Consider the following 25,814-nt stretch of genomic DNA (forward strand, 5'->3'; position numbering starts at 1 on the left):
GCACTGTTGCTCACCTCTTGAATGGAGGGAATAATATGGCTAAAAAAATGCCTGAAATCGGCGATTACAAGTATGGTTTTAAGGACAAAGACGTTTCCATTTTCCGTTCCGGCCGTGGTCTTACGAAAGAGATTGTTGAAGAAATCTCTCGTATGAAGGAAGAGCCTCAATGGATGTTGGATTTCCGTCTTAAATCATTAGAACATTTCTATAACATGCCAATGCCACAATGGGGCGGCGATTTGAACAGCTTGAACTTTGATGAAATTACGTATTACGTAAAGCCATCTGAAAAGTCTGAGCGTTCTTGGGATGAAGTACCTGAAGAAATCAAGCAAACGTTTGACAAATTAGGTATCCCTGAAGCAGAACAAAAGTACCTTGCAGGTGTATCTGCTCAGTATGAGTCTGAGGTTGTATACCACAACATGCAAGAAGACTTAGAAGACCTTGGTGTAGTGTTCAAAGACACAGACACAGCGTTAAAAGAAAACGAAGACATCTTCCGTGAGCACTGGGCGAAAGTAATTCCGCCAACAGACAACAAGTTCTCTGCATTGAACTCTGCAGTATGGTCTGGTGGATCTTTCATCTACGTTCCTAAAGGTGTTAAAGTGGAAACTCCACTACAAGCATACTTCCGAATCAATTCTGAAAACATGGGTCAATTCGAACGTACGCTAATCATCGTAGACGAAGGCGCACACGTACACTATGTAGAAGGCTGTACAGCACCTGTTTACACAACAAACTCCCTTCACAGTGCGGTAGTAGAAATTATCATCAAGAAGGATGCTTACTGCCGTTACACGACGATTCAAAACTGGGCGAACAATGTATACAACCTAGTTACGAAGCGTGCAGTATGTGAAGAAAATGCGACAATGGAATGGATTGATGGTAACATCGGTTCCAAGTTAACGATGAAATACCCAGCGGTTATCCTTAAAGGTGAAGGCGCTCGTGGTATGACTCTATCCATCGCATTAGCTGGTAAAGGCCAACACCAGGATGCAGGGGCGAAAATGATTCACCTTGCACCAAACACGTCTTCCACTATCGTTTCTAAATCCATCTCCAAGCAAGGTGGGAAAGTAACATACCGTGGAATCGTACACTTTGGTAAAAAAGCTTCCGGGGCACGCTCCAACATCGAGTGTGACACGCTAATCATGGATAACCAGTCTACTTCTGATACTATTCCTTACAACGAAGTGTTCAACGACAACGTTTCTCTTGAGCACGAAGCGAAGGTATCCAAAGTATCCGAGGAGCAACTGTTCTATTTAATGAGCCGTGGATTATCGGAAGAAGAAGCAACAGAAATGATCGTAATGGGCTTCATCGAGCCATTCACAAAAGAACTACCAATGGAATACGCAGTAGAAATGAACCGTCTGATCAAGTTCGAGATGGAAGGTTCTATTGGGTAACATTTAGTCATAAAAAAACCTTGACGTGCTGCATGCGCGCCAAGGTTTTTATTTATGGATAGCTATTTTATTATTTGGCTTGATAGAGCCATTCCCCTTCACCCGCTTCAATGTCGCCACAATAAGAAAGCTGACAATCACGAGCAATAGCCAGGAGCTGACCTTTCCTAAGTGGACGAGGCTCCACGCCTCTGTTTGATTGGGATATTCCCAAGCACCGAAGAATGTTGCGATATTTTCTGCGACCCAAATGAAAAAACCAATGAGCATAAAGGAAAGTGCGATAGGCATACGATATTGAATTCCGCCAACCTCATAGTTGACCCAAGACTTCCAAAACAGAATAATGACTAAAGCAGATAACCACCAACGAATATCGATCCAATAATGATGGGTGAAAAAATTAAGATAAATGGCTGCTGCGAGCGATACCACTGCCCAAAAAGGTGGCCAGTCTATGAGCTCGACATTCAACCTTCTCCAAGCCTGACAAAGATAGCTTGCGACGCTTGCATACATAAACCCGCTATATAATGGGACCTCAAAAATTTTGGAGTAACCTTCTTCAGGATAGGACCACGATCCCATATGCACCTTGAAGATCTCAAGTGCCAGACCGATAAGGTGGAACAAGGTGATGACTTTTAATTCATCACGGGTTTCAAGACCAGACCGTAGCATCCACCATTGCATGATGAGACAGATGATTAGAAGCCAATCATACCGTGGCAGGAATGGTAGAGGAATCACTTGTGTTAAGGCGAGGGAAGCAAAAATAACGACAGGAAACACACAGGAGAGGGCCTGTTGCCAACCAAAACGAACAAGTTGCATGAAAGCGCCAACCATGAACCATTCCTTCTTTTTCATCCTTGAACTAAGTTCCAGTGTTTCGCGTATCATCTCTGACACCTCTCATTTTAATATTGTATATTGAATTTACCATATTATTTATTGATAAACAATAAAAATTTATTGATTATATTTTATAAGATTGTTAGTATTCAATACCTTGTTCATGATGATGACACTTTTGATCAAAAAATTTGCGTGAAAGTGTCTTCATCTCATCAATGAAGACACTTTCGGCATAGAAATAACCACGAGAATGTCTTCATTATACTGATGAAGACAATTTGGACAAGGAAATCAGCATGAAATTGTCTTCATCACTCTCCGTTCCCCACAACCAAACAAAAAAAGCATCCCCTCCAAACAAAGGAAGGAATGCCCCCAATTAACCAGAAATCACTGAACCAATTCCGTATCATCCGAATCAGAATCCGGTACCTTCTCTTCTTTCTGCTTTTCCAAATACTCATTAACCTTCAAGCTGGAATAAATAAACCCAGCAGCAATCAACACGCCAAACACCCAGCCGTTCACTTTCATAAAGAACAAGATCCTGTCATACCCTTGAACGCCGTAAACGCCAATCAGATAGTATTTCAATCCCGCGGCAACCAATCCCCTCAAAGCGAATATCCCTGTAAGGATATAAAAAGCTGGCAGGATTGTTTTCTGACGATAGAGTCTTAAGCTGTCTTCCCGTTTGTGACCTTGCAGATAGGCAATATCCACTCCTAAATACAGAGCTAACGGTTTTTTTACAAGCATCGTTCCCAAGATGAACAATCCAAATCCAGCAGACACATATACCGAGTTTTGAAGCATGGTAAAGGCATCCCCTGAAAGGATATCGACCAATGTGCTAACAAAAAGGGAAACCATAATAAACATCCCGGTCACATTAAATTGCCTTTCTACAGCGAAACGAACGATTGTGTAGACAAACCCCGGCGCGGTGGAAAGCAATATGGCATAGTAGTCTCCTAGCGGTTCTTGTCCAAATTTCCAAATCAGATAAGGCAAAGCCAAGTAGAATAGTAAGTCAAAAACAACAATCTTATTTTTCATAGCGCCTCCGATAGTATCAATGATACATTTATCATACCAATTACTCCCATATTCTGCACTATAAACATGAGAAATTACCCCTAGTTATGATAAAATGTAAAAAATGAGGTGAAGCGGATGATTTATGTTGGGGTGACAGGTTGGGGAGATCATGATTCGTTATATACTGCAGGTATTGCACCTAGAGACAAGCTGCTGGAATATGGAGCGCACTTTCCGACAGTTGAGGTGGATGCGTCCTTTTATGCCATTCAACCGAAACAAAACGTAGAAAAATGGGTAGCGGATACGCCTGAACGTTTTCAGTTCATTGTAAAAGCTTATCAGGGAATGACTGGTCATCAGCGCGGCGAAATTCCTTTTGACTCTAAAGAACTGATGTTCACTGCTTTTAATCAATCTATTGAGCCCTATGAAAAGGCTGATAAAATGGCGATGGTTCTTTTTCAGTTTCCGCCATGGTTTGAGTGTAAGAAGGAGAATGTAGATTATTTAAGATGGTGTAAAGAGCAAATGGGAGATACGAAAGTGGCCCTGGAATTCCGCAACCAGACTTGGTTTCAATCTGCCTATCATGACAGAACACTGAAGTTTATGGAAGAGGAAGGATGGATTCACAGCATCTGTGATGAACCACAAGCGGGGAAAGGATCCATTCCTACCGTCCTGCACCCAACCGATCCTGACAATACTTTAGTGCGACTTCACGGTCGAAATACGTATGGTTGGACAAAACCTGCTTCAGGGAAGGACTGGAGAGAGGTCCGTTATCTGTATGATTATAACCAAGAGGAGTTATTAGAGTGGAAGGAAAATCTAGAAAGGTTAACTCCATTATCTCGAAACATTAATATGTTATTTAACAATAATTCCGGAGGCCATGCAGCTGGAAATGCCAAACAGATGATTGACCTATTGGATGTCGAGTACACAGGATTGGCACCACGGCAATTAGATTTATTTTAGAGGAGAGAAACGGTGTGCAACAAATTAGAATTTTACATACAAACGATATTCATAGTCACTTTGATGCCTATCCCAAGCTTGCTACTTTTCTAAAGGAGCAGGACTTCACATTGCCATCGGCCCTTGTTGATATTGGTGACAATATGGACCGTTTTCATCCTATTACCGAAGCTACTGGTGGAAAAGCCAATACCAGCCTACTAAACAAGCTTCGCTATGACTATGCCACGTTCGGAAATAATGAAGGCATAACATTGGACTATGAGGGATTATCACAGCTGTACGAGGAAGCAGAATTCCCCGTTTTAGCTGCCAATCTATTCGAAGAAAATGGCGAATATCCGGATTGGGTAAAACCGTATGAAGTGAAAAAAATGGGAAATGTTAAGGTAGCTTTTATTGGAGTGACTGTTTTCTATCAGCATTTCTATGCACTGCTCGGCTGGAAAATAGAAGATCCTTATATTATGTTGGAAAAATACCTGCCTGCTTTAAAAGAAGAGGTGGACGTTATTGTGGTACTTTCGCATCTGGGCATTTCTGATGATGAGGAGATGGCAAGGAGGTTTCCTGAGATTGACGTTATCCTAGGCGGACATACTCACCATGTTTTGCCTGAAGGAAGACGGATTGGAAATACGTTAATTTGTGGAGCGGGGAAGTATGGGCAATACATCGGCCAGGTAGATCTTGTTTATAATCAAGAGTTGAAATCCCTTACTCAATCTACCGCAAAGCTTCATAAGTTGGAACTCTATCAATCAGATCAGCAACTAACAGCGCAGATAAAAGCTATGGAACAAGTAGCGGAAAAGCATCTGAATAAAAAAGTAGGAAGTATCAAAGAATCGTTGCCGGTAGAGTGGTTCGCGCCTTCTATTTTTCCTAATTTCCTTGCAGATAAGTTAAGAGAATGGTGTCAGGCAGAGATCGGAATGGTCAATGCGGGTGTATTGCTTGATGGACTTGAAGAAGGAGAGGTAACACTTGGAATGCTCCATCGTATTTGCCCCCATCCTATTAATCCATGCAGGGTGACCCTGACTGGCGAGGAGTTAAGGGAAGTGGTCCAGCAGGCTCTGCATCCTGATATGGAAAACTTGAGAGTGAAAGGTCTCGGGTTCCGCGGTGAGGTAATGGGGCGCATGGCATTCAGCGGAGTCAGGTTCGATACAGAGGCGATAAAAGAAGGAAGCGTTCAAGTGACAGATATTTATATTGGTGATAAACGATTGACGTCAAAAGATGATGTAACAGTTGGGACCATTGATATGTTTACTTTCGGAAGAATGTTTCCAAGCATCATCCGTGCAAAAGAAAAGAAGTTTTTCCTGCCAGAACTGCTTCGTGATGTGTTGGCACATTCATTTTCTGATAATTGACCTATTTTTCACACCCTTTCCATGCAGGCACCATAAATTGATATGGGAAGGGAGCGTGACAATTATCTATGATTGAAATGACACCAATTACAATCGACGGCCATACGTTTACTGCGATTACGGTACGGTTGCCAAAGACTAATTTCTTGGCGGTAACAAGTGATAAAGGGTATATCATGTGCGGTGCACTGGATGTAGGCTTATTGAATGCCAAGTTAAAGGACCGAAAGATTATTGCGGGGCGGGCAGTTGGAGTGCGTACCATTGAGCAATTAATAGAGGCCCCTTTGGAATCCATTACGTATGAGGCGGAGAATGTGGGTATTACGGTTGGGATGCCTGGGAAAGAAGCTTTGTTAAAAATGTTATAAAAGTTAGGGCCGCTAGTTTTTTGCTTGCAGCCTTTAGCACCAAATATATAATACCATCGTGCTCAAACGGTGGTATTTTTAAATTGCGGTTGATTTCCGTTGCAGGCGCTTGCTTTCCGCGGGCGGTCCGTAAGCCTCCTCGGCTTACGCCGAAGCCACCTGAAATTTCACAGATTTAAGATGTTGTTAAGACATCGCTGTTGATTTACGCAAATAGCTTCGCTTTCCTAGGGGCGCTGCTGGAGCCTCCTCGGCAAGCCTGCGGGGTCTCCACCTAGCGCTATCTCCCTCAGGAGTCTTCGCCTTTTGCTCCAATCCACAGCTAGAAATCACTAAGTACATGATATTTCAGTTTTTCAGTGGCTTCGCTTACGCCTGTGGGGTCTTCCCTGGCCCTTCCTCCCGCATAAGACAAGCGCCTTCCACTTCAATCAACTGGTTGTTTTCCTAACTTTTTTATGTTGGCTACAAACTTTTCAAAACTTTTTTTTATTTTATCAAGCTTTATCCCGGAATTTTTACTATAATAGGAAATATATAGATTTTGTCGAAATGTGAAGATAGGAGAAGTTATGAGACTATTACCTACAAAATCAATGAAACCGGGAATGGTGTTGGCCAGATCAATCTATAATGATTCTGGCAGAGTACTGTTGAGTGAAGGGATCTCTGTTACTTCACGCATGATTTCGCGTTTGCAACAATTGAATGTCACTTATGTATATATAGAAGATGCACGGACAAGCGGGATGGAAGTTCCGACTATTATTTCCGACAAGACCCGTAAGGAAGCAGTAAAGACAATTACTGATACCTTTAAATCCGTTGAACATGAAAGAGAGTTAAGTAAGTGGTTTGTCATGGACAAGTCTTCCAAGAGCATCAAATCGCTTATTCAAAATCTGCTGACAGATATGAAATCCAATGAAGAAGTGTCTGCGCTTCTGACTGATGTGTATGTGCACGACAACTATGTGTTTACCCATTCTTTAAATGTGACGCTTTATGCCCTCTCCATAGGATTGAAATTAGGACTGTCACAAAAAGACTTAGAAACATTAGGGCTCGGTGGAATTCTTCATGATATCGGCAAAATGTTAATTCCCAATGAGATTCTCTTTAAGCCAGGAAAACTTACAAGTGATGAGTTTGCTGAAATGAAGCGGCATGCGACCTATGGGTACGATATTCTTCGCAACATGCAGACGATTCCGCTAATGGTTGCACACTGTGCTTTCCAACACCATGAGCGCCTAAACGGCAGCGGCTATCCTCGTGGCATTAAGTCGGATGATATTCATCTGTTTGGTAAGATTCTTGCTGTAGCGGATGTTTTTGATGCTGTTACCTCTCATCGGATTTACCGGAGTGCTATGCTTCCACATGAAGGACTCGAAATTTTGTATGCGGGTTCTGGTTCGTTGTATGAACCGGAAATTATTGAAGCGTTCCGCAAATCGGTAGCAATCTATCCATACGGCTTAATGGTTACTTTGAATGATGGTAGAAAAGGGCTTGTTGTTGGGCAAAACAAAGACCTAACAGAACGACCTGTTATAAGGGTGGTCGAAGAAGAAGGAGAAGAGCTAGAAACACCTTATGATATTAACTTAAAAGACCATCTGAATCTAGCAATTGTTGACTGCGATTCCCTAGAAAAAATAGCAGCAGTCAGCTAAAAGGAAAGACTAGAGAAAAAAGAAATATATTTCCTTTGTCCTATATCAGGATATATGTTATAGTGAAAACATAAAATAATATACTTCCCTTATCATACGATGAGGTAGAGGCTGCATAGCATAAGAGTAAAACTACTGGAGGTTGACACCTAAGATGGTAGAAAGAAAGGATGCTGTGCCGAAGCAATATGAGCGGTCAAACTCATGTTGCTGGGGTTATCTTGAACAAGGATAACACTGCCATTATGACCGGTACGGACGGTTTTTATAATGGAGGGCTACTGATCGGATGGAGGATAACACATTACATAGGTAATGATAGTTATTTTCTATCATTACTTTTTATTTTGTTTTCTTTCAGCGCCTTCCATTGTTGTAAACCGTTTGAAACCAGTCAAACATATTACAGCTTAATGGGGGTTTTTTGTTATGGAAGAAACAATTTATTCTTTAATTCCTCCAGTGCTTGCAATCTTGATGGTTATTTTGACCAGAAGAGTATTGCTTTCACTTGGAGTAGGTATTCTGGCGGCAGCCTTAATGTTGGCCGACTTCAATCCGGTGACAATGGTTGTGCTGATCTGGGATATGGTATTAGGTCTATTTTATTCCGTAGACGATAAAGAGTTGAACTTATGGAATATTTATATCCTCGTATTCTTAATCATCTTAGGAATTATTACTGCATTCATTTCTATTACTGGTGGCAGCAGGGCATTTGCTGACTGGGCACAGACAAAAATCAAGACAAGAAGAGGATCAAAATTCCTAACCGCTATTTTAGGAATCGTTATTTTTATTGATGATTATTTCAACGCATTGGCAGTAGGTCAGATCAGTAGACCCGTAACGGACCGCTACAAAGTATCACGCGCAAAATTAGCGTACTTGATTGATTCCACGTCAGCGCCGATTTGTGTTATCTCACCTGTATCAAGTTGGGGTGCTGTAATTATCGGTATTATTGGAACAGATGTAATCGTTAGACAAAATATTAGTGACTTAACAGCAATCAGTGCTTTCATGCAAATCATTCCAATGAACTTATATGTTTTTTCTGCATTGATTATGGTGTTCCTGGTAAGTTATTTTAACTTCAATATTGGGCCAATGAGAAAGCACGAGCAACGTGCAATGGAGACGGGTGAGTTATACGATTCTGAAAAAGAAGTGCCAGGAGAGCTTTCAGACGAACTTCCTACTAGTACGAAAGGTACGATTGGCAATCTTGTGTGGCCGATTGTAGCACTTTTTGTTGGGGTTATCGGAGCAATGCTTTGGACGGGTGCTTCCGCAATTGAAGGAGATATCACCGTATTAGGTATTTTTGAAAATACAGATCCATCTGCAGCACTATTCTATGGTGGATTGTTTGCATTAGTAGTTTCATTCATCTTACTTTTTAGCCAGATTTCCAAAGGCGGAGTATCCAATAATGTAGTGGGCCGCGGTTTAGTGGAAGGAACAAAATCCATGCTTCCTGCCATCTATATTCTATTATTTGCTTGGACCATTGCAGGATTAATTGATGGGTTAGGAACTGGAACATACATCGCTCAACAAGTAGAAAACTCTAATATTAATATTGCATTCTTGCCAGCAATCATTTTCATTATTGCAGGTTTTACGGCATTAGCAACAGGAACTTCATGGGGGACTTTCACGCTGTTACTTCCGATTGCTGGTCAAATAGCTGTGGCAACAGACGTATCAATTTTATTACCTGTACTTGCTTCTGTATTGGCTGGAGCAGTATTCGGAGATCATTGTTCACCAATTTCCGATACAACGATCCTTTCCTCTACAGGTGCAGGATGTAACCATATTGACCATGTACTAACTCAGCTGCCTTACGCGCTAATTAGTGCAGGGGTTGCGATTGTAGGATATATTGTGCTAGGTTTGACTGGAAGCACATTACTTGGATTGTTAGTAGTATTAGTGGCATTTGTTATTATCGGTTTTAGTTTTAAAGCTGTAAAAACAGCAGAATAATCCAATAATACTTTTCAAATAAAGTAAAAAACACCTCCTTTTTATCTACTTATTATTGAGTGGTAAAGAGAGAGGTGTTTTTTCTTTTTGAAAATAAAATGAATAAATATTCAATTAGGAATTCCTTTATATCAATACATCTAGCTTTTTTTCTGGAATTAATAGAATAAAAATACAATGTTGAGTATTGTCACATGGTGTCGATTAATATAATGTGAAAGTTTGTTTTGACATAGTCATAAAGTCTAGTTATACTATGTATAAATTATATTAAATAATCAGAAAAAATAAAACATTTGGACTCTTTTATCTATTTTTTGGTAAAAAAAGAGTCTAAGTAGGGGGAGAAAGAGAATGGAAAATCGACCGCAATGGGGGACAAGAGCAGGATTTATTTTAGCAGCGGTTGGATCGGCCATCGGATTAGGTAACATTTGGCGTTTTCCAGCAACTGCTTATGAAAATGGAGGAGGAGCATTCTTTGTACCATATTTATTCGCTCTTCTGACAGCAGGTATTCCGTTATTGATTCTTGAATTTACTATGGGTCATAAGTACCGAGGTTCTGCACCACTTTCTTATGCAAGAATGAACAAAAAGTCTGAATGGCTTGGCTGGTGGCAAGTTGGTATTGCATTTGTAATTTCTACTTATTATGCCGTCATCATCGCTTGGGCTATGTCTTACTCTGTATTTTCACTTAACCTGAAGTGGGGAGACGATACAGGCGGATTCTTGATTGGAGAATACCTTCAGGTTGCTGCACCAGGTGAGATTGGGGGACTTGTTCCTTCCGTATTGCTTCCATTAGTAATTGTATGGGTTGTGACACTAGGAATTCTTTTCAAAGGTGTTAAGAAGGGTGTAGAGGTTGCAAATAAAATTTTCATCCCTGCACTAGTTGTTTTGTTCTTAATTATCGTTGTTCGCGCTCTGACATTAGAAGGGGCAGCAACAGGACTAAACGCATTCTTCAAACCTGACTGGAGCACGATTGCAGACGGTAAGGTTTGGGTAGCTGCATATGGACAAATTTTCTTCAGTTTATCGATTGCATTTGCCATTATGATTACGTATTCCAGTTATCTGCCGAAAAAAGCGGATATTACAAATAACGCATTTATTACTGCTTTCAGTAACTCCGGGTTTGAATTATTAGCTGGTATCGGTGTATTCAGTATTTTAGGGTTTATGGCAGTTCAGCAAGGTGTTGGAGTAGAGGATGTGGTAGCAGGCGGTGTCGGATTAGCGTTCGTTGTCTTCCCGCAAATCATTAATGAATTCCCAGCCTTTAAGGAATTGTTTGGATTCTTGTTCTTTGGATCACTAGTATTGGCTGGACTTTCTTCATTAATCTCTATCGTAGAAACTTTTGTTGCAGGGGTGCAAGATAAATTCAAAGTATCCCGTACAAAAGCAGTTGCATTTGGTGGAGGATTATCTGCCCTTATTTCTATCCTATTCGCAACAAAAGGCGGTTTGAACTTCCTTGATGTTGCTGATTACTTCATCAACCAATTCGGTGTGGCGCTTGCAGGTCTTGTGCAAGTAATCATTGTTGTATATTTTGCAAGACAGCTAAAAGTATTGAAGAACCATGCGAATGAAATCTCTGATATTAAATTAACAGGATTCTTAGGTCATTGGTGGACTTGGTCCTTAGCAGTCATCACACCAATTGTACTTGGATATATGATGATTGATCTTATCCGTACAAATATTGCGCAAGTGTACGGTGCGGCTGATGGATATAGTCGTATCTTCACAATCCAATATGGTGTAGTAGTAGCGGTGCTTGCCTTGCTTGTAGGTATTGCCTTCTCCCTTATTAAATGGAAAAAAGACACGTTAGAAATTCCGGTTTCTTCGTCTAAGGAGGTCAATAAATAATGGAAACAAGTGCGATTATCATGATGGTTGTCGGAATTGTCATCATTTGGGGTGGCCTTGCTGGAAGTATCCTTTGGGCTATGAAGAAAAGTAAGGAAGCATAAAGATAAAAAAGCTGTTGATCGAGTAAATTCGGTCAGCAGCTTTTTTTATGCTGAAGAAAGCAGGTAGTCCGGTTGATCTCCGTTCCAGGCGCTTCGCTTGCCAGCGGCCAGTCCGTGAGCCTGCTCAGGCTTCCGCCTTCCGGGGTCTCACCTGTCCCTTCCTCCCGCGGGCGTCTGCGCGCCTTCCACTCCGATCAACGAGGTAACTTCACTTCCGGAAGGTTAAAGAAAGGTAATTAAAAGTTAATGAAATTAGCATTTTTTAACTTAATTTCTAGCTGTGGATTGAAGCAAATGGCGTAGACTCCAGCGGGGGAGTAACGGTAGGTTGAGACCCCGCAACGAAGTGAGGAGGCTCAAGCACCGTCCCGCGGAAAGCGAAGCCATTTGCGGAAAGGAACAGCGGCGTTTAACGACTAACAGATGTTTTATCGGTTTTTTTTAAGGTTTTTCGAAAATTTTATCGCTTCCTTCTATCCCCACGTTCCCATGATTTCAGATGTGGGAACGGGTCAAAGGACCATTCGGAGTAGCCGTTGTCTTTGTACATCCCGTAGTGAAGATGCGGAGGGAATTTCCCTGCTGTTCCAGGCGGTCCATATCCAGAACTTCCTACAGACCCGATTATCTGCCCAGGCTCTACCACTTGACCTACTTCAAGGTCCTTGGCGAAGCCATTTAAATGAGCAAAATAATGATAAGTATTATTAATGTCACGAATGCCAAGACGCCAGCCGCCGAACTTATTCCATCCTTTAATCTCAATGACTCCATAACAAGTGGAGCGGACGGGGACACCATAGCTTGCAAAGATATCTGTGCCTTCATGCATTCTTCGACCACCCCAGCCCCGTGCATCTCCCCACGTATTGCGGTAACTGAAATTGGACCTGATTGGGAGGGGAAAAGCATGTGTATCAAGCTTAAGCGTATTATACTTACTATACAGCTTCATATGATTCATGATAAGCCCTACCGTTTTATCCCGTTGATAATACTCCCATAAGGCAATCTTAATATTTTCTTTGTCTGTCCCATAAGGCTGAAGATAATGTGCAAAGGTAAATAATACATCTTCATCATTTGTGGAATCAGCGACTCCATCTCCATTTCCATCTAACCCCATTCCACCAAAGAATTGAATGCTCATAGGGTTGCTATCTTCAGAATTGGGATTTAGAGGACCAGCCCATACCTCAGGTTTGTAGTATATGCCGATAACTCCTTTAGCCTTAGGAATATCTCGTCTTACTCTGCGGACATTTCTTTCATATTGGTCAACAGCTGCAAAATAGTACCATGGAATTTGGGTTACAGATTGCATTCGATTATATAGTTCCTGCCTTTTAGCATAGATTTGTTCGTCTGTTAAGTTTGTTTCGGCAGCAAGAGCATCTGTAGGAATCATGCTAAATAGAATAATTACGCACAAAAGTAGCCGTATCAAGTCCTCACTCCTTCCTTTTCTTTCATTTCCTACTGTTAGTTTGGTAAGTTTTCCTCATTTCATAAATACTAATTCATGGAAGATAATCAGGAGTATGTTCGTGGAAGGTTTTGGACTTGTTTCTTTACCAGATGTTTGATAAAGTGACAGATGTGAATATGTCATTTTCCCTATGAGATAAGTTAGAATAGTGAAAATATACAGATAAATCATTGATGAAGTCATCTTGAAAATAAGACAAGTTGGAGTTGATCATATGGCTAAAAAAGAGGAGTACATACGTAAACCAGATTGGCTGAAAATCAAGCTGAATACGAATGAAAACTATACAGGACTTAAGAAACTAATGAGAGAGCACAACCTTAACACAGTTTGTGAAGAGGCAAAGTGTCCGAACATTCACGAATGCTGGGCAGTAAGACGTACAGCTACTTTCATGATTCTTGGTGCTGTCTGTACGCGCGCATGCCGTTTCTGTGCGGTTAAGACAGGATTGCCTACAGAACTTGATACACAAGAGCCGGAACGCGTAGCTGAATCCGTTAAACTGATGAACTTAAAGCATGCTGTAATTACAGCGGTTGCCCGTGATGATTTAAAAGATGGCGGTGCGGCCATTTTTGCTGAGACTATTAGAGCGGTCCGCCGTGAAAACCCTTTTACAACTATAGAAGTATTACCATCTGATATGGGCGGGGTTTATGAAAATATTGAAATGTTAATGGCGGCAAGACCGGATATTCTTAACCATAACATTGAAACAGTTCGTTCTTTAACACCTCGAGTTCGTGCAAGAGCAACCTATGACCGATCTTTAGAGCTATTGCGTCGTGCAAAAGAATTACAACCTGACATTCCAACAAAATCAAGCATCATGATTGGACTTGGAGAAACGAAAGAAGAGATTATCCAAACAATGGATGATCTTCGTGCCAACAATGTGGACATTATGGCGATTGGTCAATACTTGCAACCTTCTAAGAAGCATATTAAGGTGCAGAAGTATTACCACCCGGATGAGTTTGCAGAGTTGAAGGAAATTGCGATGACTAAAGGATTCAGTCATTGTGAAGCTGGTCCGCTTGTTCGTTCTTCTTATCATGCCGATGAGCAGGTAAACGAAGCTTCTAAAGCAAGACAAGCACAGGCTTAATACGACCCGTTGATTTCCGTTGCAGTCGCTTCGCTTTCCATGGGCGGTCCGGGAGCCTCCTCACTTCGTTGCGGGGTCTCCCCTGTCCCTTGCTCCCATAGGACAAGTAAGGCTTCGAGAGCGATTCATCGCACGAAGAAAATGCGGTAGCATTTTCGAGGAGTCTGCGCGCCTTCCACTTCAATCAACTTAGGTTTTTCTATTACAAAAGGTACAGCTCCTATTTTTACGGAACTGTACCTTTTTGTGTGTTAATCGTTTTTCATTTGTTTTCTGAATTCGCTTTTGTCTGATTCTTCGTTCATCTCACCGTCTGCTTCGCCGTTCCCGTTTTCGCCGGAATTCAGCTGTTTCCCTTGTGGAGATTTGAGCATCTCTTTAATAGTGCTTTCTAAAATCTCATCCACTCTAGGGCTTGTCACACCAAGGGAACGAAAGCGTTCGATATCATGAATCATCTCTGGGTTATCAGAAATGTAAACATGATAATAACGTGGAACGATGGATAATCCCGTTTTACTTACCTGATCGGCCGTAAGCTCGCGGTCTTCACTATTTGTTTCATAAGCAATTAGTACTTCTTCATCCGTTACCAATGTAGCGGAGTCTTCTATTGCAGGTAATTGAACGACCATTTTATTGATGATATTGGCTATTTCACCATAATCCACCGCAGCAATATTTTCATTATAGCGCTTAGAATTTCTCACTGGATCTGCTTGGTCGCGAACGTAACCAAAACGAGTTTGATCATGGTTGTTGGTGTCTCTTACATCATACATATTGTAACGGTGTCCTGTATTTGTATTCATTGGCTGGCCATCACGCCCGTAAATGGCGCTTCGGGCTTGTCTTTCCTCTGGCGTAGGGTCAAAAGAACAGGCTGAAGTAATAGCAGTAACTAAACTACATGCTGCAAGAATTTTTATTGTTTTCCTCAATGGAAACACCTCCTTACACATAGGATTGCCCGTTGAGAAAAATTTTGACTTAGAAATTAGTGGAGAATGGTCTATAATGTAAATAAGAGCAGAAATGGAGGAGCGGAAAATGATTTGTATTGGAAACCATTGCTACGAACTTTTGGAAGAGAACCGAAACGGCTTCAACGAAGAAACCTTTCGCGCAAGATATATTGATGTGTTAAACAAATACGACTACATTGTAGGTGACTGGGGATATAACCAATTGCGTTTAAGAGGATTTTTTGAAGACCAAAATCATAAATCCACCCATGACACGAAAATAAGCACTTTGCCCGACTACATTTTAGAATACTGTAATTTTGGTTGTGCTTACTTTGTATTAAAGAAAGTGAAGAAACCTGTTGCTGAGGCGAAATAATAAATAGCCTGAAAAAGACCCCATCCACGACGATGGGGTTTTAATTATTAGTCTTTCTCATTCCCATATGGGGGCTCTTCGTTCATACTCTTGTCATCATGGGTCGGATGAGCACCAGGATGCTGTCTTGGGATATCCTGATGAAGGTTTTTATTTTCATAATTAAAGGCACTATAATAACGTTGTCCTTCACGCCAAGGGGTGCTTTTATTTTCCACAGGTGTGTCTTTGCCACGTGGAGAGCCATAAGGACCTTCGGGTAATGTTTCAGGAATCAAATAATCTCTTTGCGTTTCCACATTGGAGAAGTCAGTATACTGCTCTTCCTCTTTATCCTTTTCGTCAATAAACATGAAAAAATCCCCTTTGTCGTAGAATAAAGTTAGTTTTACCGAGACATTAGGGGATTATTATCATTTTTAGATTTTAGACTACCTCATACAAAAAAGATCGCAATTCTGCTGCATCTTCTTCAGATAACTGGTATGCATGTTCAAGATAGCCTGGCTCGTCCAGGTCATCACTGCCGATTATGGCAAAGCGGTTGCCTTGGATATCAAGGACAAGACTTTTTCCATAATAGCGATCGGATTTGACTATTGCCAAATCAAAGCGGCTATTTTCCCCCATAAAGCTAACAAAACGGGTTTTGGTATCGACTGTATCATCATATAAAAAGAATTTTTCTCCCATATTGAAACCTCCTTCTTGCATCTTTTTCTAGTATAACAAATACAACCTTATTCTTGTTGTTAGATATTCTCAAATATATCTCTGCGGTGCAAGAAATGGGACAATTTTCTTATTTTTTATGATAAAATAAAAAGAAATACAACTTGCTGATTTTTGTCTAGAGAGAAGGGAGCCACTTCATGGGGCGAAGCTGGAATCGCATAAAGAGATACTATAAAAAGAAAGGCTCACATCTAGTGAAAATAATGCTTCCTTCCAAGTATCTGCGTTATTATCCGCCAATCTATATTTTGAGAAATCCGATTGAACAAAGAGTGACACAAACCTTGAAAAAGGGATATCAGGTAGCGGTGATATCATTTTATTTTCCTGACCTGGAGAATATCATCTCAAAAATTGGCAGACGTAAATATTTAGCATGTCGAGAAGTGATTAAGACCCAGCTTAAAAAAGTCATTGGGCAAACATTTACAGATGAAGAAATCGTGTGTTTGCATGAACAATATAGTGATGGAATTTCTTTGTTATTAAAAGTGGATGCAAGATTTCACAGCACAACTGAACTTGAGGATAGACTTGCTAAAGTAAAGACTGTAATAGAAGGACGCAAGTATAAACAATTGGATAACCAGCATTTGTGTGTGCAATCTGGTTATGTTTTCTTGGAGTCAGGGGAATATTCGTTATCTGAATGCATGCTTAAAGCCCATGTACAGGCAATGGCCATGGCCGAAAAACAAGACAAATTACAATACCAGCAATTAAAATTTCAAATAAATCAGATCATAGCTTTTAAAGATATCACCCTTTTAGCTCAACCAATTATGGATGTGTCTAAAGGTGGAATCAAGGCGTGGGAATTACTGACTCGAGGCCCTAAAGGATCATTAATGGAAAATCCATTGCAGTTATTTTCCATCGCCAAACAGACCAACCGTTTATTTATGTTGGAGTTACTCATATTAGAGAAGGCATTTCAACTTATCTATCAATGCAAAATGAAGGAAGCGATTTTTATCAATTTTACTCCTACGACTTTAAATGAGGTAGAGTTGATTGAAAAGATGCTGCTTCTGTTGAAAAAGTATCCTGAGATTATTCCGCAGAATATCGCTATTGAGGTGACAGAGCAAGATTCAATCGATGGGCTGAAGAATTTTGAACGGAACATTGTCGCGCTCAGGGAAATGGGCTTTCAAATTGCCGTCGATGATACGGGTGCCGGTTATGCGAGTTTTCATACCATCAATAGAATTATGCCTGATATAATAAAAATTGATCGTTCCGTTATTCAAGATATTGATAAAAATATGGTCAAAGAGAAGATGCTGCAGGGACTTTTGTTAATAGCAAATGAGACAGGCTCGCTCGTGGTTGCAGAGGGAATTGAGCGTCCTGAAGAGGTTCAGATTCTTTCCAAACATAAAGTGGACATGGCGCAAGGTTATTTTTACGCCAGGCCAAAACTGCTGCAACCGGTAACATAACAACAGCCAAGATGACATACAAAGGAGAATACAGAATGTACTTTGTGGATCGAGAAAAAATTGAGCAAACGTTACTTTATATTGAAGAGAATATCGCTTTATATCAAGAGCATGTCTCATGGATTTCCTCCATTGAAAAGAAAGCCCTTGAACGGGTTGCAGTAGCAATCATTGAAGGCATCCTGGATGTAGGTAATGCCATGATTGACGGTTTTATTATGCGGGATCCAGGCAGCTATGAGGACATCATTGACATTCTGGAAGATGAAAAAGTAGTATCAGGTGACATGGCGCAACAGTTAAAAAACCTTGTTCGTCTCCGTAAAACACTAGTACAAGAATATCTACTTATCCGTCACAAAGAGGTGGATGCATGTTTAGCGGAAGTACAGGATACAGTTGTTGCTTTCTGTGGTGCTGTCCGAATTTATTTGGAAAATGAATTAGGGCCTGTATCGGCTTTTAGAAATTAATTTTGCCATGAGAACGCTTTCTTTTATGAGAGCGTTCTTTCTTGCTTTTATCGGGCTAGTAAATTGTGCTAACATGAACAGGTTAAAAGAAACCTAAACTAATGAAATGAAAATAGTGGAGTGTGAAGATAGATGAAAAAGTACCAGGGATATTTAATCGACCTTGATGGAACGATGTATCGCGGAAAAGAAAAAATTGTAGAGGCAAGTCATTTTGTAAAAGCACTTTATGATAAGAAAATTCCTTATCTTTTTGTAACAAATAATTCCTCAAGAACCCCACAGCAGGTTGCGCAAAAGTTAAGGGACTTTGGCATCCCGACATTAGATGAACAAGTTTTTACAACAAGTAATGCCACGGCCAATTATATTTATGATTATAAGCCTGAAGCAAAAATCTATGTGATTGGCGAGGAAGGAATCAGAACGGCGTTATTGGAAAAAGGCTTTGAGTTGGTGGAAGAGGGAGCAGATGTTGTAGTAAGCGGAATTGACCGTTCCATTAGTTACGAAAAGCTGGCACTTGGTGCGATTAATATTCGTAATGGTGCGCGTTTCATTTCAACGAACGGTGACATTGCCATTCCAACTGAGAGAGGGCTTCTTCCTGGAAACGGATCTCTTACTTCCGTATTGACGGTTTCAACGGAAACTCAGCCAACTTTCATCGGAAAGCCGGAAAAGGTCATCATGGAGCAGGCCCTGAAAGTATTGGGAGTACCTCGTGAAGAAACGCTGATGGTAGGGGATAACTACCATACAGATATTAAGGCGGGAATGAATGCTGGGATGGATACGTTGCTCGTGCATACAGGTGTGACGACAAAGGCGCATCTAGAAACGTACGAGGAGAAACCGACCTACACGGTGGATTCGTTGGAAGAATGGATCGAGAGAATATAATTTTTGATGGAAACACATGAGGAAACCAGGCAGCTCCGACTTAAAGGAGATGCCTGGTTTTTGTTTTATATCTATAGTCATTCAGTATTTGCTGCTCTATGTGCCAAACGGCTTGAAGCTGCAGCAGCGATTGCTCCAACGATATCATCTAGGAAGGTATGAACTTTCCCGGAGCTTTTGTCATTAAGGTGTTCTAATATACCTGGTTTTAATTTGTCTATATAACCATAGTTTGTGAAGCCGATGGAGCCATAAACATTTACAATAGATAATGCCAATACCTCATCTACTCCATACAATCCTTCATCATCACGCAATATCCTTAAAAGAGGCTCTTGAATTTTGCCTTGCTCCGCCAATATGTCTAATTCGATTGCTGTAAGAACGGTATTTTGAACTTCACGCTTTGAAAGAACACGGTCTACATTTTCCAGACACTCCGAACGCTCAAGGGCAGGGTGGTACTTCGACTGCAAGAAATACACCAACTCCGCAATATCATCCATCGTCACCCCACGCTCCTCCAACAACGCCCGCGCCTTCTTCTCCACATCATCCATACTCTCAAAATTCTTCATACAACTCACCCATCTTTTATAATATAGTCGAGGGGGTGTTTGCCTCCTCTTTAGTACTTTAGAGCGGTGAGGGTCAGACCCCTCTTTACTTCTTTATATCTTTAACGCTTTAGAGTAATGAGGGTCAGACCCCTTTCCTTTTCATTTTTGTTTCTTTATCTACCCTTTATGCCCTTATTTGGTGGAATTAATAGCTTTTGGTCATAAAGTTTAGGAAGATAGCTATTCTTAACAAGTTTTCTCTGTTTTCTTCATATAGTTGGTACTAGGGAGAAGGAGGGAACAGAGTTGAAGCAGATAATTTATGATCAATATGAGTTAAGGGTGGAAAGGAAGCAAAGGGTACGACAGTTTGATGCTTTTTGGTCTAACCGCGTACTTTATATCATGGTACCTGTTGCTCACTTGGAAGCAGAAGAAATTGATGAGCTTCAAAAGATAAGTGACTATATGATACGCACGCATAAAGATATATATGTTAGTTCTTTTGTGAAAAATAAGAATGATACCTATACAACAGAGATAGAAGGCCGTCAGATAGCCCTTTTTCGGATGCCTTATGATTATAGTTCAAGACAATTAGTCGTTGGAAAAGAACTTGCTGCCTTCCATACGCATGCTAGAAGCTATCCTGCTAAAGTGACAGCCATTAATCGAATTGGGCAATGGAAAAGCTTATGGGTGAAAAGGGTCGATCAAATGGAGAGCTATTTTAGAGAAAAGGTAAGAAGCAATCCAGTGGATGTCTTTGATACCCAGTTTGTTGAATCTTTTCCATACTATTTAGGTTTGACGGAAAATGCCATTCAGTATCTCGTGGATACAGAGCTTGATGATAGTCCTATGATGAATGATGCAGCCACCCTTTGTCACCACCGCTTCACAGATCTCACCTGGCAGCAGGCGCAATGGATGAAGCTTCCGACAGATTGGATATTTGATCATGCAAGCAGAGATCTTTCTGAATGGATACGGGTGGAATGTCGCAAAGGAAAAGACATGAACCCTGCGAAGGTCCAAACCTTTTTACAAGACTATGAACGGGTATCGCCCCTTTCAAGCTTTTCATGGCGACTCTTGTATGCAAGGTTAACGTTTCCAATCCACTATTTTGAGTGTGTAGAAGATTACTATACGAGCGGACCTGTGGCCGATAAAAAATGGCATGAGGACCGGATGAAAACAATTTTGCAATCCTCTACGTACTACGAACAAGTTCTCGGGAATTTTTATGATCTTGCAGGTGTACCCGCAAAAAGCTATGGAATCCCAGTATTAGACTGGGTGAAAAAATAAGCGCTTGCCCTATATTTGTATGTTTCGGAAAAGCTATGAGTGATAAAATAACAGGTAGCTTTAGGAACTATTCCAGACAACAAGATGTAGGGAGAGAGACAGATGACAAGGCCATATGTGTTTATTACGAGAAAGCTAAATGAAGAGCTATTCGCTCCTCTTATAGAAGTTGCGGATGTGAAGATGTGGGACAGTGAAAGCGAGCCTGTACCAAGGGAGATGCTGATGAAAGAAGCTCAAAAAGCAACAGCTCTTTTGACGATGCTCTCTGATAAAGTGGACGAAGAACTTTTAGATTGTGCGCCGAACCTGAAAGTGGTGGCGAACCTTGCAGTCGGATATGACAACATTGACGTGAAGGCAGCGTCAGAGAGAGGTGTGACGGTTTGCAACACACCAGACGTGTTGACGGAAACCACCGCAGATCTCACCTTTGCGCTGATGCTTGCGACAGCTAGAAGAATCACGGAGTCTCAGGAATTTGTAAAAGAGGGGCGCTGGCAAAGCTGGAGTCCCTTCCTGCTTGCTGGAGCTGATGTGCATCATAAAACAATCGGCATTGTGGGCATGGGTAAAATAGGACAAGCCGTTGCTAGGCGGGCAAAGGGATTTGGAATGAAGATTCTCTATCATAATAGAAATCGTCATATAGAAGCTGAACAAGAGTTAGGAGCGGCATACAGAAGCTTTGAACAGTTGTTAGAGCATTCTGATTATGTTGTCTGCTTAACTCCGTTAACAGACGCTACAAGGCATCTGTTCAATGATGAAGCATTTAAACTTATGAAGGAATCTGCATTTTTCATAAATGTAGGGAGAGGGCAAGTGGTGGATGAGGAAGCGCTCATCGCGGCATTACAACAAAATGAAATTTCCGGAGCAGGCTTGGACGTTTTCTATGAAGAACCGATTGGAACAGATCATCCTTTGCTTCAATTTCCACAGGTTGTGGCAATCCCTCACATAGGAAGTGCAAGTGTAGAAACAAGGACAACGATGATAAAGCTATGCCGGGATAATATAGTGGCAGTGCTGCAAGGAAACAAAGCAAAAACAATAGTCAGATGAGTCTAATCAGGACCGGATTCTTTTCTCTACAAAGAAGTGTGGAGAAGAGATCCGGCCTTTTATTTTTTTCTTATTACTCCCCCAGTAAGTTAAGCGCTTACATAAAGAGATCTGCTAAAATCCCCCCTTGTCAAGCACGCCAAAGCCCTCTATAATGTCCATTATATAAATACAAATGTACACACAGAAAAGACAAAAGAAAAAAGGGTGGAGAATTCTTTAGTGCTTTAGCGGAGTGAGGGTCAGACCCCTCTTTAATCCTTTAACGCACTGAGGGTCAGACCCCTTCAAAGGGAGTGGAGTGCAGTGAAGGTGATTTCGGTTGGTTTGTTGGGGTTGGGTACGGTTGGTTGTGGTGTGGTGAAGATTGTGGAGGGTCATCAGGATAAGTTGATGCATCAGGTGGGTTGTCCGGTTCGGGTGAAGAAGGCGCTTGTGAAGGATTTGCATAAGGAGCGGCTGGTGGATTTAAATCCTGAGTTGTTGACTCTTCATGCGGAAGAGGTGCTTGATGATCCGGAGATTGATGTGGTCATTGAGGTAATGGGGGGAGTTGAAGAGACTCGACATCATATTTTAAGGGCACTTCATAACAAGAAACATGTAGTTACTGCAAATAAAGATTTAATGGCCGTGTATGGATCGGAACTTCTAGCGGCAGCTGCACAGAATAATTGTGACCTGTTTTACGAGGCCAGCGTGGCAGGTGGCATTCCAATTCTAAGAGGTTTGGTTGATGGGCTTGCCTCAGATAGAATCACGAAAATGATGGGAATCGTCAACGGAACAACCAATTTCATCCTTACAAAAATGAACAACGAGGGTTCCTCTTATGAAGAAGTACTCAAAGAAGCGCAGGAACTAGGATTTGCCGAAGCTGATCCAACTGCAGACGTGGAAGGAATCGATGCAGCAAGAAAAATGGCCATCCTCTCCACGCTTGGGTTTTCCATGAATATCGAACTCAAAGATGTTTCGGTGAAAGGAATCAGCTCCGTTTCTGAAGAGGACCTGAACTATAGCAAAAAACTTGGATATACAATGAAACTGATTGGCATTGCTCATCGTGAAAAGGAAAAGGTTGAAGTCAGCGTTCAGCCGACACTTCTCCCACATTATCATCCATTGGCAAGTGTACAGAACGAATATAATGCAGTATACGTATACGGGGAAGCGGTAGGAGAAACGATGTTTTACGGACCAGGCGCAGGCAGTCTTCCTACAGCAACAGCGGTGGTGTCTGACCTTGTGGGAGTGATGAAAAACATGCGCCTTGGCGTGAATGGCAAAAGCATGGTAACCCCTCAATTCCAGAAAACACTCAAAGAAAAAGAAGAAATTCAGGCAAAGCATTTCCTCCGGGTTCATGTACAGGATGAAGTTGGAGTACTCTCTCACATTACGAATCTATTTTCGCAAAAAGGAGTCAGCTTTGAAAAAATCCTGCAACTGCCATTAAAGGAAGAAGCGTTGGCAGAAGTGGTGGTAGTGACACATCACGCCTCATTAGAGCGCTATGACGATCTCCTTCAAGAGTTGGCAGATATGCAATATGTGAAAGAAATCAAAAGCAGTTATCGGGTGGAAGGGGAAGTCGCGGTATGATGTGGAGAGGACTAGTTAAGGAATACAACAGATACTTACCAGTTAGTGACCAAACACCAAACGTATCCCTTCAAGAAGGACACACACCTCTTCTTTTTCTCGAGAACCTTTCAGAAAAATTAGGAGTAGAGTTGCATGTGAAAGTGGAGGGAGCTAACCCTACAGGATCCTTCAAGGACAGAGGGATGGCTCTGGCAGTTGCGAAGGCAAAGGAAGAAGGTAGTACAACAGTAGTTTGTGCCTCTACAGGAAACACATCAGCCTCTGCAGCCGCTTATGCAGCAAGAGCGGGGATGAAGTGTATAGTCGTTATTCCAGACGGTAAAATAACGCAAGGAAAGCTTGCTCAGGCTGTCATGTATGGGGCCGAGATCTATTCCTTGGACGGCAATTTTGATGAAGCCCTGCAAATGGTGCGGCAATTATCAGAGGAACTTCCTATTACGCTCGTAAACTCTCTAAATCCCTATAGAATAGAAGGACAAAAAACGGCTGCATTTGAAGTGTGCGACCAGCTTGGAAAAGCACCAGATGTCCTCGCGCTGCCTGTTGGAAATGCAGGTAACATCACGGCATATTGGCGAGGGTTTCAAGAATATCATCAAGTCCGTGGCACTGGATTACCTGAAATGCGAGGTTTTGAAGCGGAAGGAGCTGCGGCAATCGTACAAAACCGTGTCATTCCTAACCCGGAAACAATCGCGACTGCCATTAGAATCGGAAACCCTGCAAGTTGGGAACATGCGGTCCGCGCGGCAGATGAATCCAAAGGGAAAATTGATTTTGTCACAGATGATGAAATGCTACATGCCTACAAACTACTTGCTCAATCAGAAGGGGTGTTTGCAGAACCAGCGTCTAGCGCATCCATTGCTGGGATTATCAAACAACTGAAATCAGGCGAATTGGCAAAAGGTAAACAGGTGGTTGCGGTATTAACAGGAAATGGTTTGAAAGATCCAGTGACAGCTACAACTTACGCAGATGTTAACGTTCAAAAGATCCCCAATGACTACTCACAACTCGTAAAGTCGTTTGAAGGTGTATCCGTATGAATGGATATAGAGATGGATTTGTGATCAAAGTACCCGGAAGCTCTGCCAATCTAGGGCCTGGATTTGATTCCATCGGGATGGCGGTAAACAAATACGTCACCCTTTTTGTCAATCATGCAGACGAATGGAAGTTTACAAGTGTTCCGCCTCTTTCCATCAAAAAAGAGGAAAACATCCTTTACACTGTCTGTCAGGAATTGCAAAAGCTATGGAACGTGGGAGCCCCTCCGGCACATGTTCTGACCATGAGTGACATTCCGCTGGCAAGAGGCCTTGGGAGCAGTGCAGCAGCTATTGTGGGAGCCATTGAAATTATGAATGTACTATGTGAAAAGAATCTTAGTCCAGATGAAAAACTGCAACTGGCAGCAAAGTTCGAAGGGCATGCCGATAATGTTGCGGCTTCACTATATGGAGGGCTTGTCGTCTCTACCTTTCAGAACGAAAAATGGGAGTATGTAAAGCTACCGGTGGATGACTTGGAAACGGTGGCAGTCATTCCGGAATTTGAAGCCAAAACGAAGGATTCAAGAGGTTTATTGCCAGACAAACTTTCATTTGGTGACGCGGTGACAGGCAGCAGCCATGCCAATGTGATGCTTGCGGCGTTTATGCTTAAAAAATGGGATCTCGTTGGTAAAATGATGGAAAGTGATATTTTCCATGAGCCTTACCGCCAAAAATTGTTTCCAGATTTCAGGGAACTAAAAGAGAGAGCAGGAAAAGCGGGAGCGTTTGGTGTGACAATTAGCGGTGCCGGACCGACTGTCATCTGTTTTTGTGAAAAAGGAAAAGGTAGAAATGTTGTCAACGCGCTCTCTTCGGAGTTTCCACAACATAAAGTGGAGCTTCTGCAAGTAAGTAAAGCAGGTAGCGAGGTGCATTCCAATCATTTATGTAAAGTGTCATCCATATAAAAAACCGGCAAGCTGACTAGAACTGTCCGCTTGCCGGTTTTATTTTTCTAAAAGAATA

25 protein-coding genes and 1 riboswitch are annotated in these 25,814 nt (G+C 41.6%); of the genes, 18 read left to right on the plus strand and 7 right to left on the minus strand.

Annotated elements, in window-relative coordinates; genetic code table 11:
• Positions 1-35 precede the first annotated feature (35 nt).
• Positions 36-1,433 carry a Fe-S cluster assembly protein SufB gene (gene sufB, locus LC091_RS11940; protein ID WP_060665469.1) on the plus strand — a complete coding sequence of 466 codons (1,398 nt, stop codon included), beginning with the start codon at positions 36-38 and terminating at the stop codon, positions 1,431-1,433.
• 48 nt (positions 1,434-1,481) lie between these two features.
• Here sufB and LC091_RS11945 read toward each other — a convergent pair whose 3' ends face one another.
• The gene (locus tag LC091_RS11945; RefSeq protein WP_226682411.1) at positions 1,482-2,282 is read right to left on the minus strand and encodes a DUF817 domain-containing protein; all 801 of its coding nucleotides are present in this window, start codon (positions 2,280-2,282) and stop codon (positions 1,482-1,484) included.
• A gap of 399 nt (positions 2,283-2,681) precedes the next feature.
• The gene (locus LC091_RS11950; protein WP_226682255.1) at positions 2,682-3,350 is read right to left on the minus strand and encodes a VC0807 family protein; all 669 of its coding nucleotides are present in this window, start codon (positions 3,348-3,350) and stop codon (positions 2,682-2,684) included.
• A 117-nt stretch (positions 3,351-3,467) separates the two neighbouring features.
• Here LC091_RS11950 and LC091_RS11955 point away from each other — a divergent pair, with 117 nt between their 5' ends.
• The 7 genes from LC091_RS11955 to LC091_RS11985 all read left to right on the plus strand — a co-directional run bounded on the left by LC091_RS11955 (position 3,468) and on the right by LC091_RS11985 (position 11,737).
• Positions 3,468-4,316 (plus strand): DUF72 domain-containing protein, encoded by an 849-nt coding sequence (locus LC091_RS11955; protein ID WP_226682257.1) that lies wholly within the window; start codon positions 3,468-3,470, stop codon positions 4,314-4,316.
• 14 nt (positions 4,317-4,330) lie between these two features.
• Complete coding sequence (locus tag LC091_RS20525; protein WP_226682259.1) at positions 4,331-5,698, plus strand: bifunctional metallophosphatase/5'-nucleotidase; 1,368 nt, start codon at positions 4,331-4,333, stop codon at positions 5,696-5,698.
• A 68-nt stretch (positions 5,699-5,766) separates the two neighbouring features.
• Complete coding sequence (locus tag LC091_RS11965; RefSeq protein ID WP_226682260.1) at positions 5,767-6,069, plus strand: YunC family protein; 303 nt, start codon at positions 5,767-5,769, stop codon at positions 6,067-6,069.
• 596 nt (positions 6,070-6,665) lie between these two features.
• The gene (locus tag LC091_RS11970; RefSeq protein ID WP_319003658.1) at positions 6,666-7,748 is read left to right on the plus strand and encodes an HD-GYP domain-containing protein; all 1,083 of its coding nucleotides are present in this window, start codon (positions 6,666-6,668) and stop codon (positions 7,746-7,748) included.
• 97 nt (positions 7,749-7,845) lie between these two features.
• Positions 7,846-8,037, plus strand: a riboswitch (Lysine riboswitch).
• A gap of 140 nt (positions 8,038-8,177) precedes the next feature.
• Positions 8,178-9,743, plus strand: coding sequence for a Na+/H+ antiporter NhaC family protein (locus LC091_RS11975; RefSeq protein ID WP_226682263.1), 1,566 nt, complete (start codon positions 8,178-8,180; stop codon positions 9,741-9,743).
• Positions 9,744-10,097: 354 nt separating this feature from the next.
• Complete coding sequence (locus tag LC091_RS11980; protein WP_226682265.1) at positions 10,098-11,633, plus strand: sodium-dependent transporter; 1,536 nt, start codon at positions 10,098-10,100, stop codon at positions 11,631-11,633.
• Complete coding sequence (locus LC091_RS11985; RefSeq protein ID WP_010196622.1) at positions 11,633-11,737, plus strand: methionine/alanine import family NSS transporter small subunit; 105 nt, start codon at positions 11,633-11,635, stop codon at positions 11,735-11,737. The genes LC091_RS11980 and LC091_RS11985 overlap by 1 nt, the downstream gene beginning before the upstream one ends.
• A 460-nt stretch (positions 11,738-12,197) precedes the next feature.
• Here the strand turns inward: LC091_RS11985 and LC091_RS11990 are convergent, their stop codons facing one another.
• Positions 12,198-13,181 carry a M23 family metallopeptidase gene (locus LC091_RS11990; protein ID WP_226682412.1) on the minus strand — a complete coding sequence of 328 codons (984 nt, stop codon included), beginning with the start codon at positions 13,179-13,181 and terminating at the stop codon, positions 12,198-12,200.
• 259 nt (positions 13,182-13,440) lie between these two features.
• Between LC091_RS11990 and lipA the strand changes: the two genes are divergently transcribed.
• Positions 13,441-14,337, plus strand: coding sequence for a lipoyl synthase (gene lipA / locus LC091_RS11995; protein WP_226682267.1), 897 nt, complete (start codon positions 13,441-13,443; stop codon positions 14,335-14,337).
• Between the two features lie 251 nt (positions 14,338-14,588).
• Here lipA and LC091_RS12000 read toward each other — a convergent pair whose 3' ends face one another.
• Positions 14,589-15,278: a YhcN/YlaJ family sporulation lipoprotein gene (locus LC091_RS12000; protein WP_226682268.1), complete on the minus strand. Its 690-nt coding sequence runs from the start codon at positions 15,276-15,278 to the stop codon at positions 14,589-14,591.
• A 109-nt stretch (positions 15,279-15,387) separates the two neighbouring features.
• On the opposite strand from LC091_RS12000, the gene LC091_RS12005 reads away from it, so the two are divergent.
• Positions 15,388-15,681 carry a YutD family protein gene (locus LC091_RS12005; RefSeq protein ID WP_226682270.1) on the plus strand — a complete coding sequence of 98 codons (294 nt, stop codon included), beginning with the start codon at positions 15,388-15,390 and terminating at the stop codon, positions 15,679-15,681.
• A 47-nt stretch (positions 15,682-15,728) separates the two neighbouring features.
• Here LC091_RS12005 and LC091_RS12010 read toward each other — a convergent pair whose 3' ends face one another.
• Both LC091_RS12010 and LC091_RS12015 read right to left on the minus strand, forming a co-directional pair.
• Positions 15,729-16,034 (minus strand): cytosolic protein, encoded by a 306-nt coding sequence (locus LC091_RS12010; RefSeq protein WP_226682272.1) that lies wholly within the window; start codon positions 16,032-16,034, stop codon positions 15,729-15,731.
• A 73-nt stretch (positions 16,035-16,107) separates the two neighbouring features.
• The gene (locus LC091_RS12015; RefSeq protein ID WP_088019408.1) at positions 16,108-16,374 is read right to left on the minus strand and encodes a DUF3055 domain-containing protein; all 267 of its coding nucleotides are present in this window, start codon (positions 16,372-16,374) and stop codon (positions 16,108-16,110) included.
• A 179-nt stretch (positions 16,375-16,553) separates the two neighbouring features.
• Here LC091_RS12015 and LC091_RS12020 point away from each other — a divergent pair, with 179 nt between their 5' ends.
• The 3 genes from LC091_RS12020 (at position 16,554) to LC091_RS12030 (ending at position 19,237) form a co-directional block, all read left to right on the plus strand.
• A complete protein-coding gene (locus LC091_RS12020) occupies positions 16,554-17,861 on the plus strand; it encodes an EAL domain-containing protein (protein ID WP_226682274.1) in 1,308 nt (435 codons plus the stop codon).
• Between the two features lie 35 nt (positions 17,862-17,896).
• A complete protein-coding gene (locus LC091_RS12025; RefSeq protein WP_226682276.1) occupies positions 17,897-18,334 on the plus strand; it encodes a DUF86 domain-containing protein in 438 nt (145 codons plus the stop codon).
• Positions 18,335-18,466: 132 nt separating this feature from the next.
• Positions 18,467-19,237: a TIGR01457 family HAD-type hydrolase gene (locus LC091_RS12030; protein ID WP_226682278.1), complete on the plus strand. Its 771-nt coding sequence runs from the start codon at positions 18,467-18,469 to the stop codon at positions 19,235-19,237.
• Positions 19,238-19,314: 77 nt separating this feature from the next.
• Here LC091_RS12030 and LC091_RS12035 read toward each other — a convergent pair whose 3' ends face one another.
• The gene (locus LC091_RS12035) at positions 19,315-19,797 is read right to left on the minus strand and encodes a phosphatidylglycerophosphatase A family protein (RefSeq protein WP_034774906.1); all 483 of its coding nucleotides are present in this window, start codon (positions 19,795-19,797) and stop codon (positions 19,315-19,317) included.
• Between the two features lie 306 nt (positions 19,798-20,103).
• Between LC091_RS12035 and yutH the strand changes: the two genes are divergently transcribed.
• The 5 genes from yutH (at position 20,104) to thrB (ending at position 25,756) form a co-directional block, all read left to right on the plus strand.
• Entirely contained in the window at positions 20,104-21,111 is a 1,008-nt protein-coding gene (yutH, locus tag LC091_RS12040; protein WP_226682280.1) for a spore coat putative kinase YutH, read from the plus strand.
• A gap of 102 nt (positions 21,112-21,213) precedes the next feature.
• Positions 21,214-22,179, plus strand: coding sequence for a 2-hydroxyacid dehydrogenase (locus LC091_RS12045; RefSeq protein ID WP_226682282.1), 966 nt, complete (start codon positions 21,214-21,216; stop codon positions 22,177-22,179).
• A gap of 306 nt (positions 22,180-22,485) precedes the next feature.
• Positions 22,486-23,784 (plus strand): homoserine dehydrogenase, encoded by a 1,299-nt coding sequence (locus LC091_RS12050; protein ID WP_226682284.1) that lies wholly within the window; start codon positions 22,486-22,488, stop codon positions 23,782-23,784.
• Positions 23,784-24,839: a threonine synthase gene (gene thrC / locus LC091_RS12055; protein WP_226682413.1), complete on the plus strand. Its 1,056-nt coding sequence runs from the start codon at positions 23,784-23,786 to the stop codon at positions 24,837-24,839. Before LC091_RS12050 ends, thrC begins: the two co-directional genes overlap by 1 nt.
• Entirely contained in the window at positions 24,836-25,756 is a 921-nt protein-coding gene (gene thrB, locus LC091_RS12060) for a homoserine kinase (RefSeq protein ID WP_226682287.1), read from the plus strand. Before thrC ends, thrB begins: the two co-directional genes overlap by 4 nt.
• Positions 25,757-25,814 lie beyond the last annotated feature (58 nt).

It is taken from the genome of Sutcliffiella horikoshii (assembly GCF_020524325.1).
Taxonomy (GTDB): Bacteria; Bacillota; Bacilli; order Bacillales; family Bacillaceae_I; genus Sutcliffiella_A; species Sutcliffiella_A horikoshii_D.

What these genes read in the sequence shown, in the direction of transcription:
- sufB (WP_060665469.1), top strand. Translation starts at nt 36, where the DNA reads ATGGCTAAAAAAATGCCTGAAATCGGCGATTACAAGTATGGTTTTAAG.
- LC091_RS11945 (WP_226682411.1), bottom strand. Translation starts at nt 2,282, where the DNA reads ATGGTTGGCGCTTTCATGCAACTTGTTCGTTTTGGTTGGCAACAGGCC.
- LC091_RS11950 (WP_226682255.1), bottom strand. Translation starts at nt 3,350, where the DNA reads ATGAAAAATAAGATTGTTGTTTTTGACTTACTATTCTACTTGGCTTTG.
- LC091_RS11955 (WP_226682257.1), top strand. Translation starts at nt 3,468, where the DNA reads ATGATTTATGTTGGGGTGACAGGTTGGGGAGATCATGATTCGTTATAT.
- LC091_RS11965 (WP_226682260.1), top strand. Translation starts at nt 5,767, where the DNA reads ATGATTGAAATGACACCAATTACAATCGACGGCCATACGTTTACTGCG.
- LC091_RS11970 (WP_319003658.1), top strand. Translation starts at nt 6,666, where the DNA reads ATGAAACCGGGAATGGTGTTGGCCAGATCAATCTATAATGATTCTGGC.
- LC091_RS11975 (WP_226682263.1), top strand. Translation starts at nt 8,178, where the DNA reads ATGGAAGAAACAATTTATTCTTTAATTCCTCCAGTGCTTGCAATCTTG.
- LC091_RS11980 (WP_226682265.1), top strand. Translation starts at nt 10,098, where the DNA reads ATGGAAAATCGACCGCAATGGGGGACAAGAGCAGGATTTATTTTAGCA.
- LC091_RS11985 (WP_010196622.1), top strand. Translation starts at nt 11,633, where the DNA reads ATGGAAACAAGTGCGATTATCATGATGGTTGTCGGAATTGTCATCATT.
- lipA (WP_226682267.1), top strand. Translation starts at nt 13,441, where the DNA reads ATGGCTAAAAAAGAGGAGTACATACGTAAACCAGATTGGCTGAAAATC.
- LC091_RS12005 (WP_226682270.1), top strand. Translation starts at nt 15,388, where the DNA reads ATGATTTGTATTGGAAACCATTGCTACGAACTTTTGGAAGAGAACCGA.
- LC091_RS12010 (WP_226682272.1), bottom strand. Translation starts at nt 16,034, where the DNA reads ATGTTTATTGACGAAAAGGATAAAGAGGAAGAGCAGTATACTGACTTC.
- LC091_RS12015 (WP_088019408.1), bottom strand. Translation starts at nt 16,374, where the DNA reads ATGGGAGAAAAATTCTTTTTATATGATGATACAGTCGATACCAAAACC.
- LC091_RS12020 (WP_226682274.1), top strand. Translation starts at nt 16,554, where the DNA reads ATGGGGCGAAGCTGGAATCGCATAAAGAGATACTATAAAAAGAAAGGC.
- LC091_RS12025 (WP_226682276.1), top strand. Translation starts at nt 17,897, where the DNA reads ATGTACTTTGTGGATCGAGAAAAAATTGAGCAAACGTTACTTTATATT.
- LC091_RS12030 (WP_226682278.1), top strand. Translation starts at nt 18,467, where the DNA reads ATGAAAAAGTACCAGGGATATTTAATCGACCTTGATGGAACGATGTAT.
- LC091_RS12035 (WP_034774906.1), bottom strand. Translation starts at nt 19,797, where the DNA reads ATGGATGATGTGGAGAAGAAGGCGCGGGCGTTGTTGGAGGAGCGTGGG.
- LC091_RS12045 (WP_226682282.1), top strand. Translation starts at nt 21,214, where the DNA reads ATGACAAGGCCATATGTGTTTATTACGAGAAAGCTAAATGAAGAGCTA.
- thrC (WP_226682413.1), top strand. Translation starts at nt 23,784, where the DNA reads ATGTGGAGAGGACTAGTTAAGGAATACAACAGATACTTACCAGTTAGT.
- thrB (WP_226682287.1), top strand. Translation starts at nt 24,836, where the DNA reads ATGAATGGATATAGAGATGGATTTGTGATCAAAGTACCCGGAAGCTCT.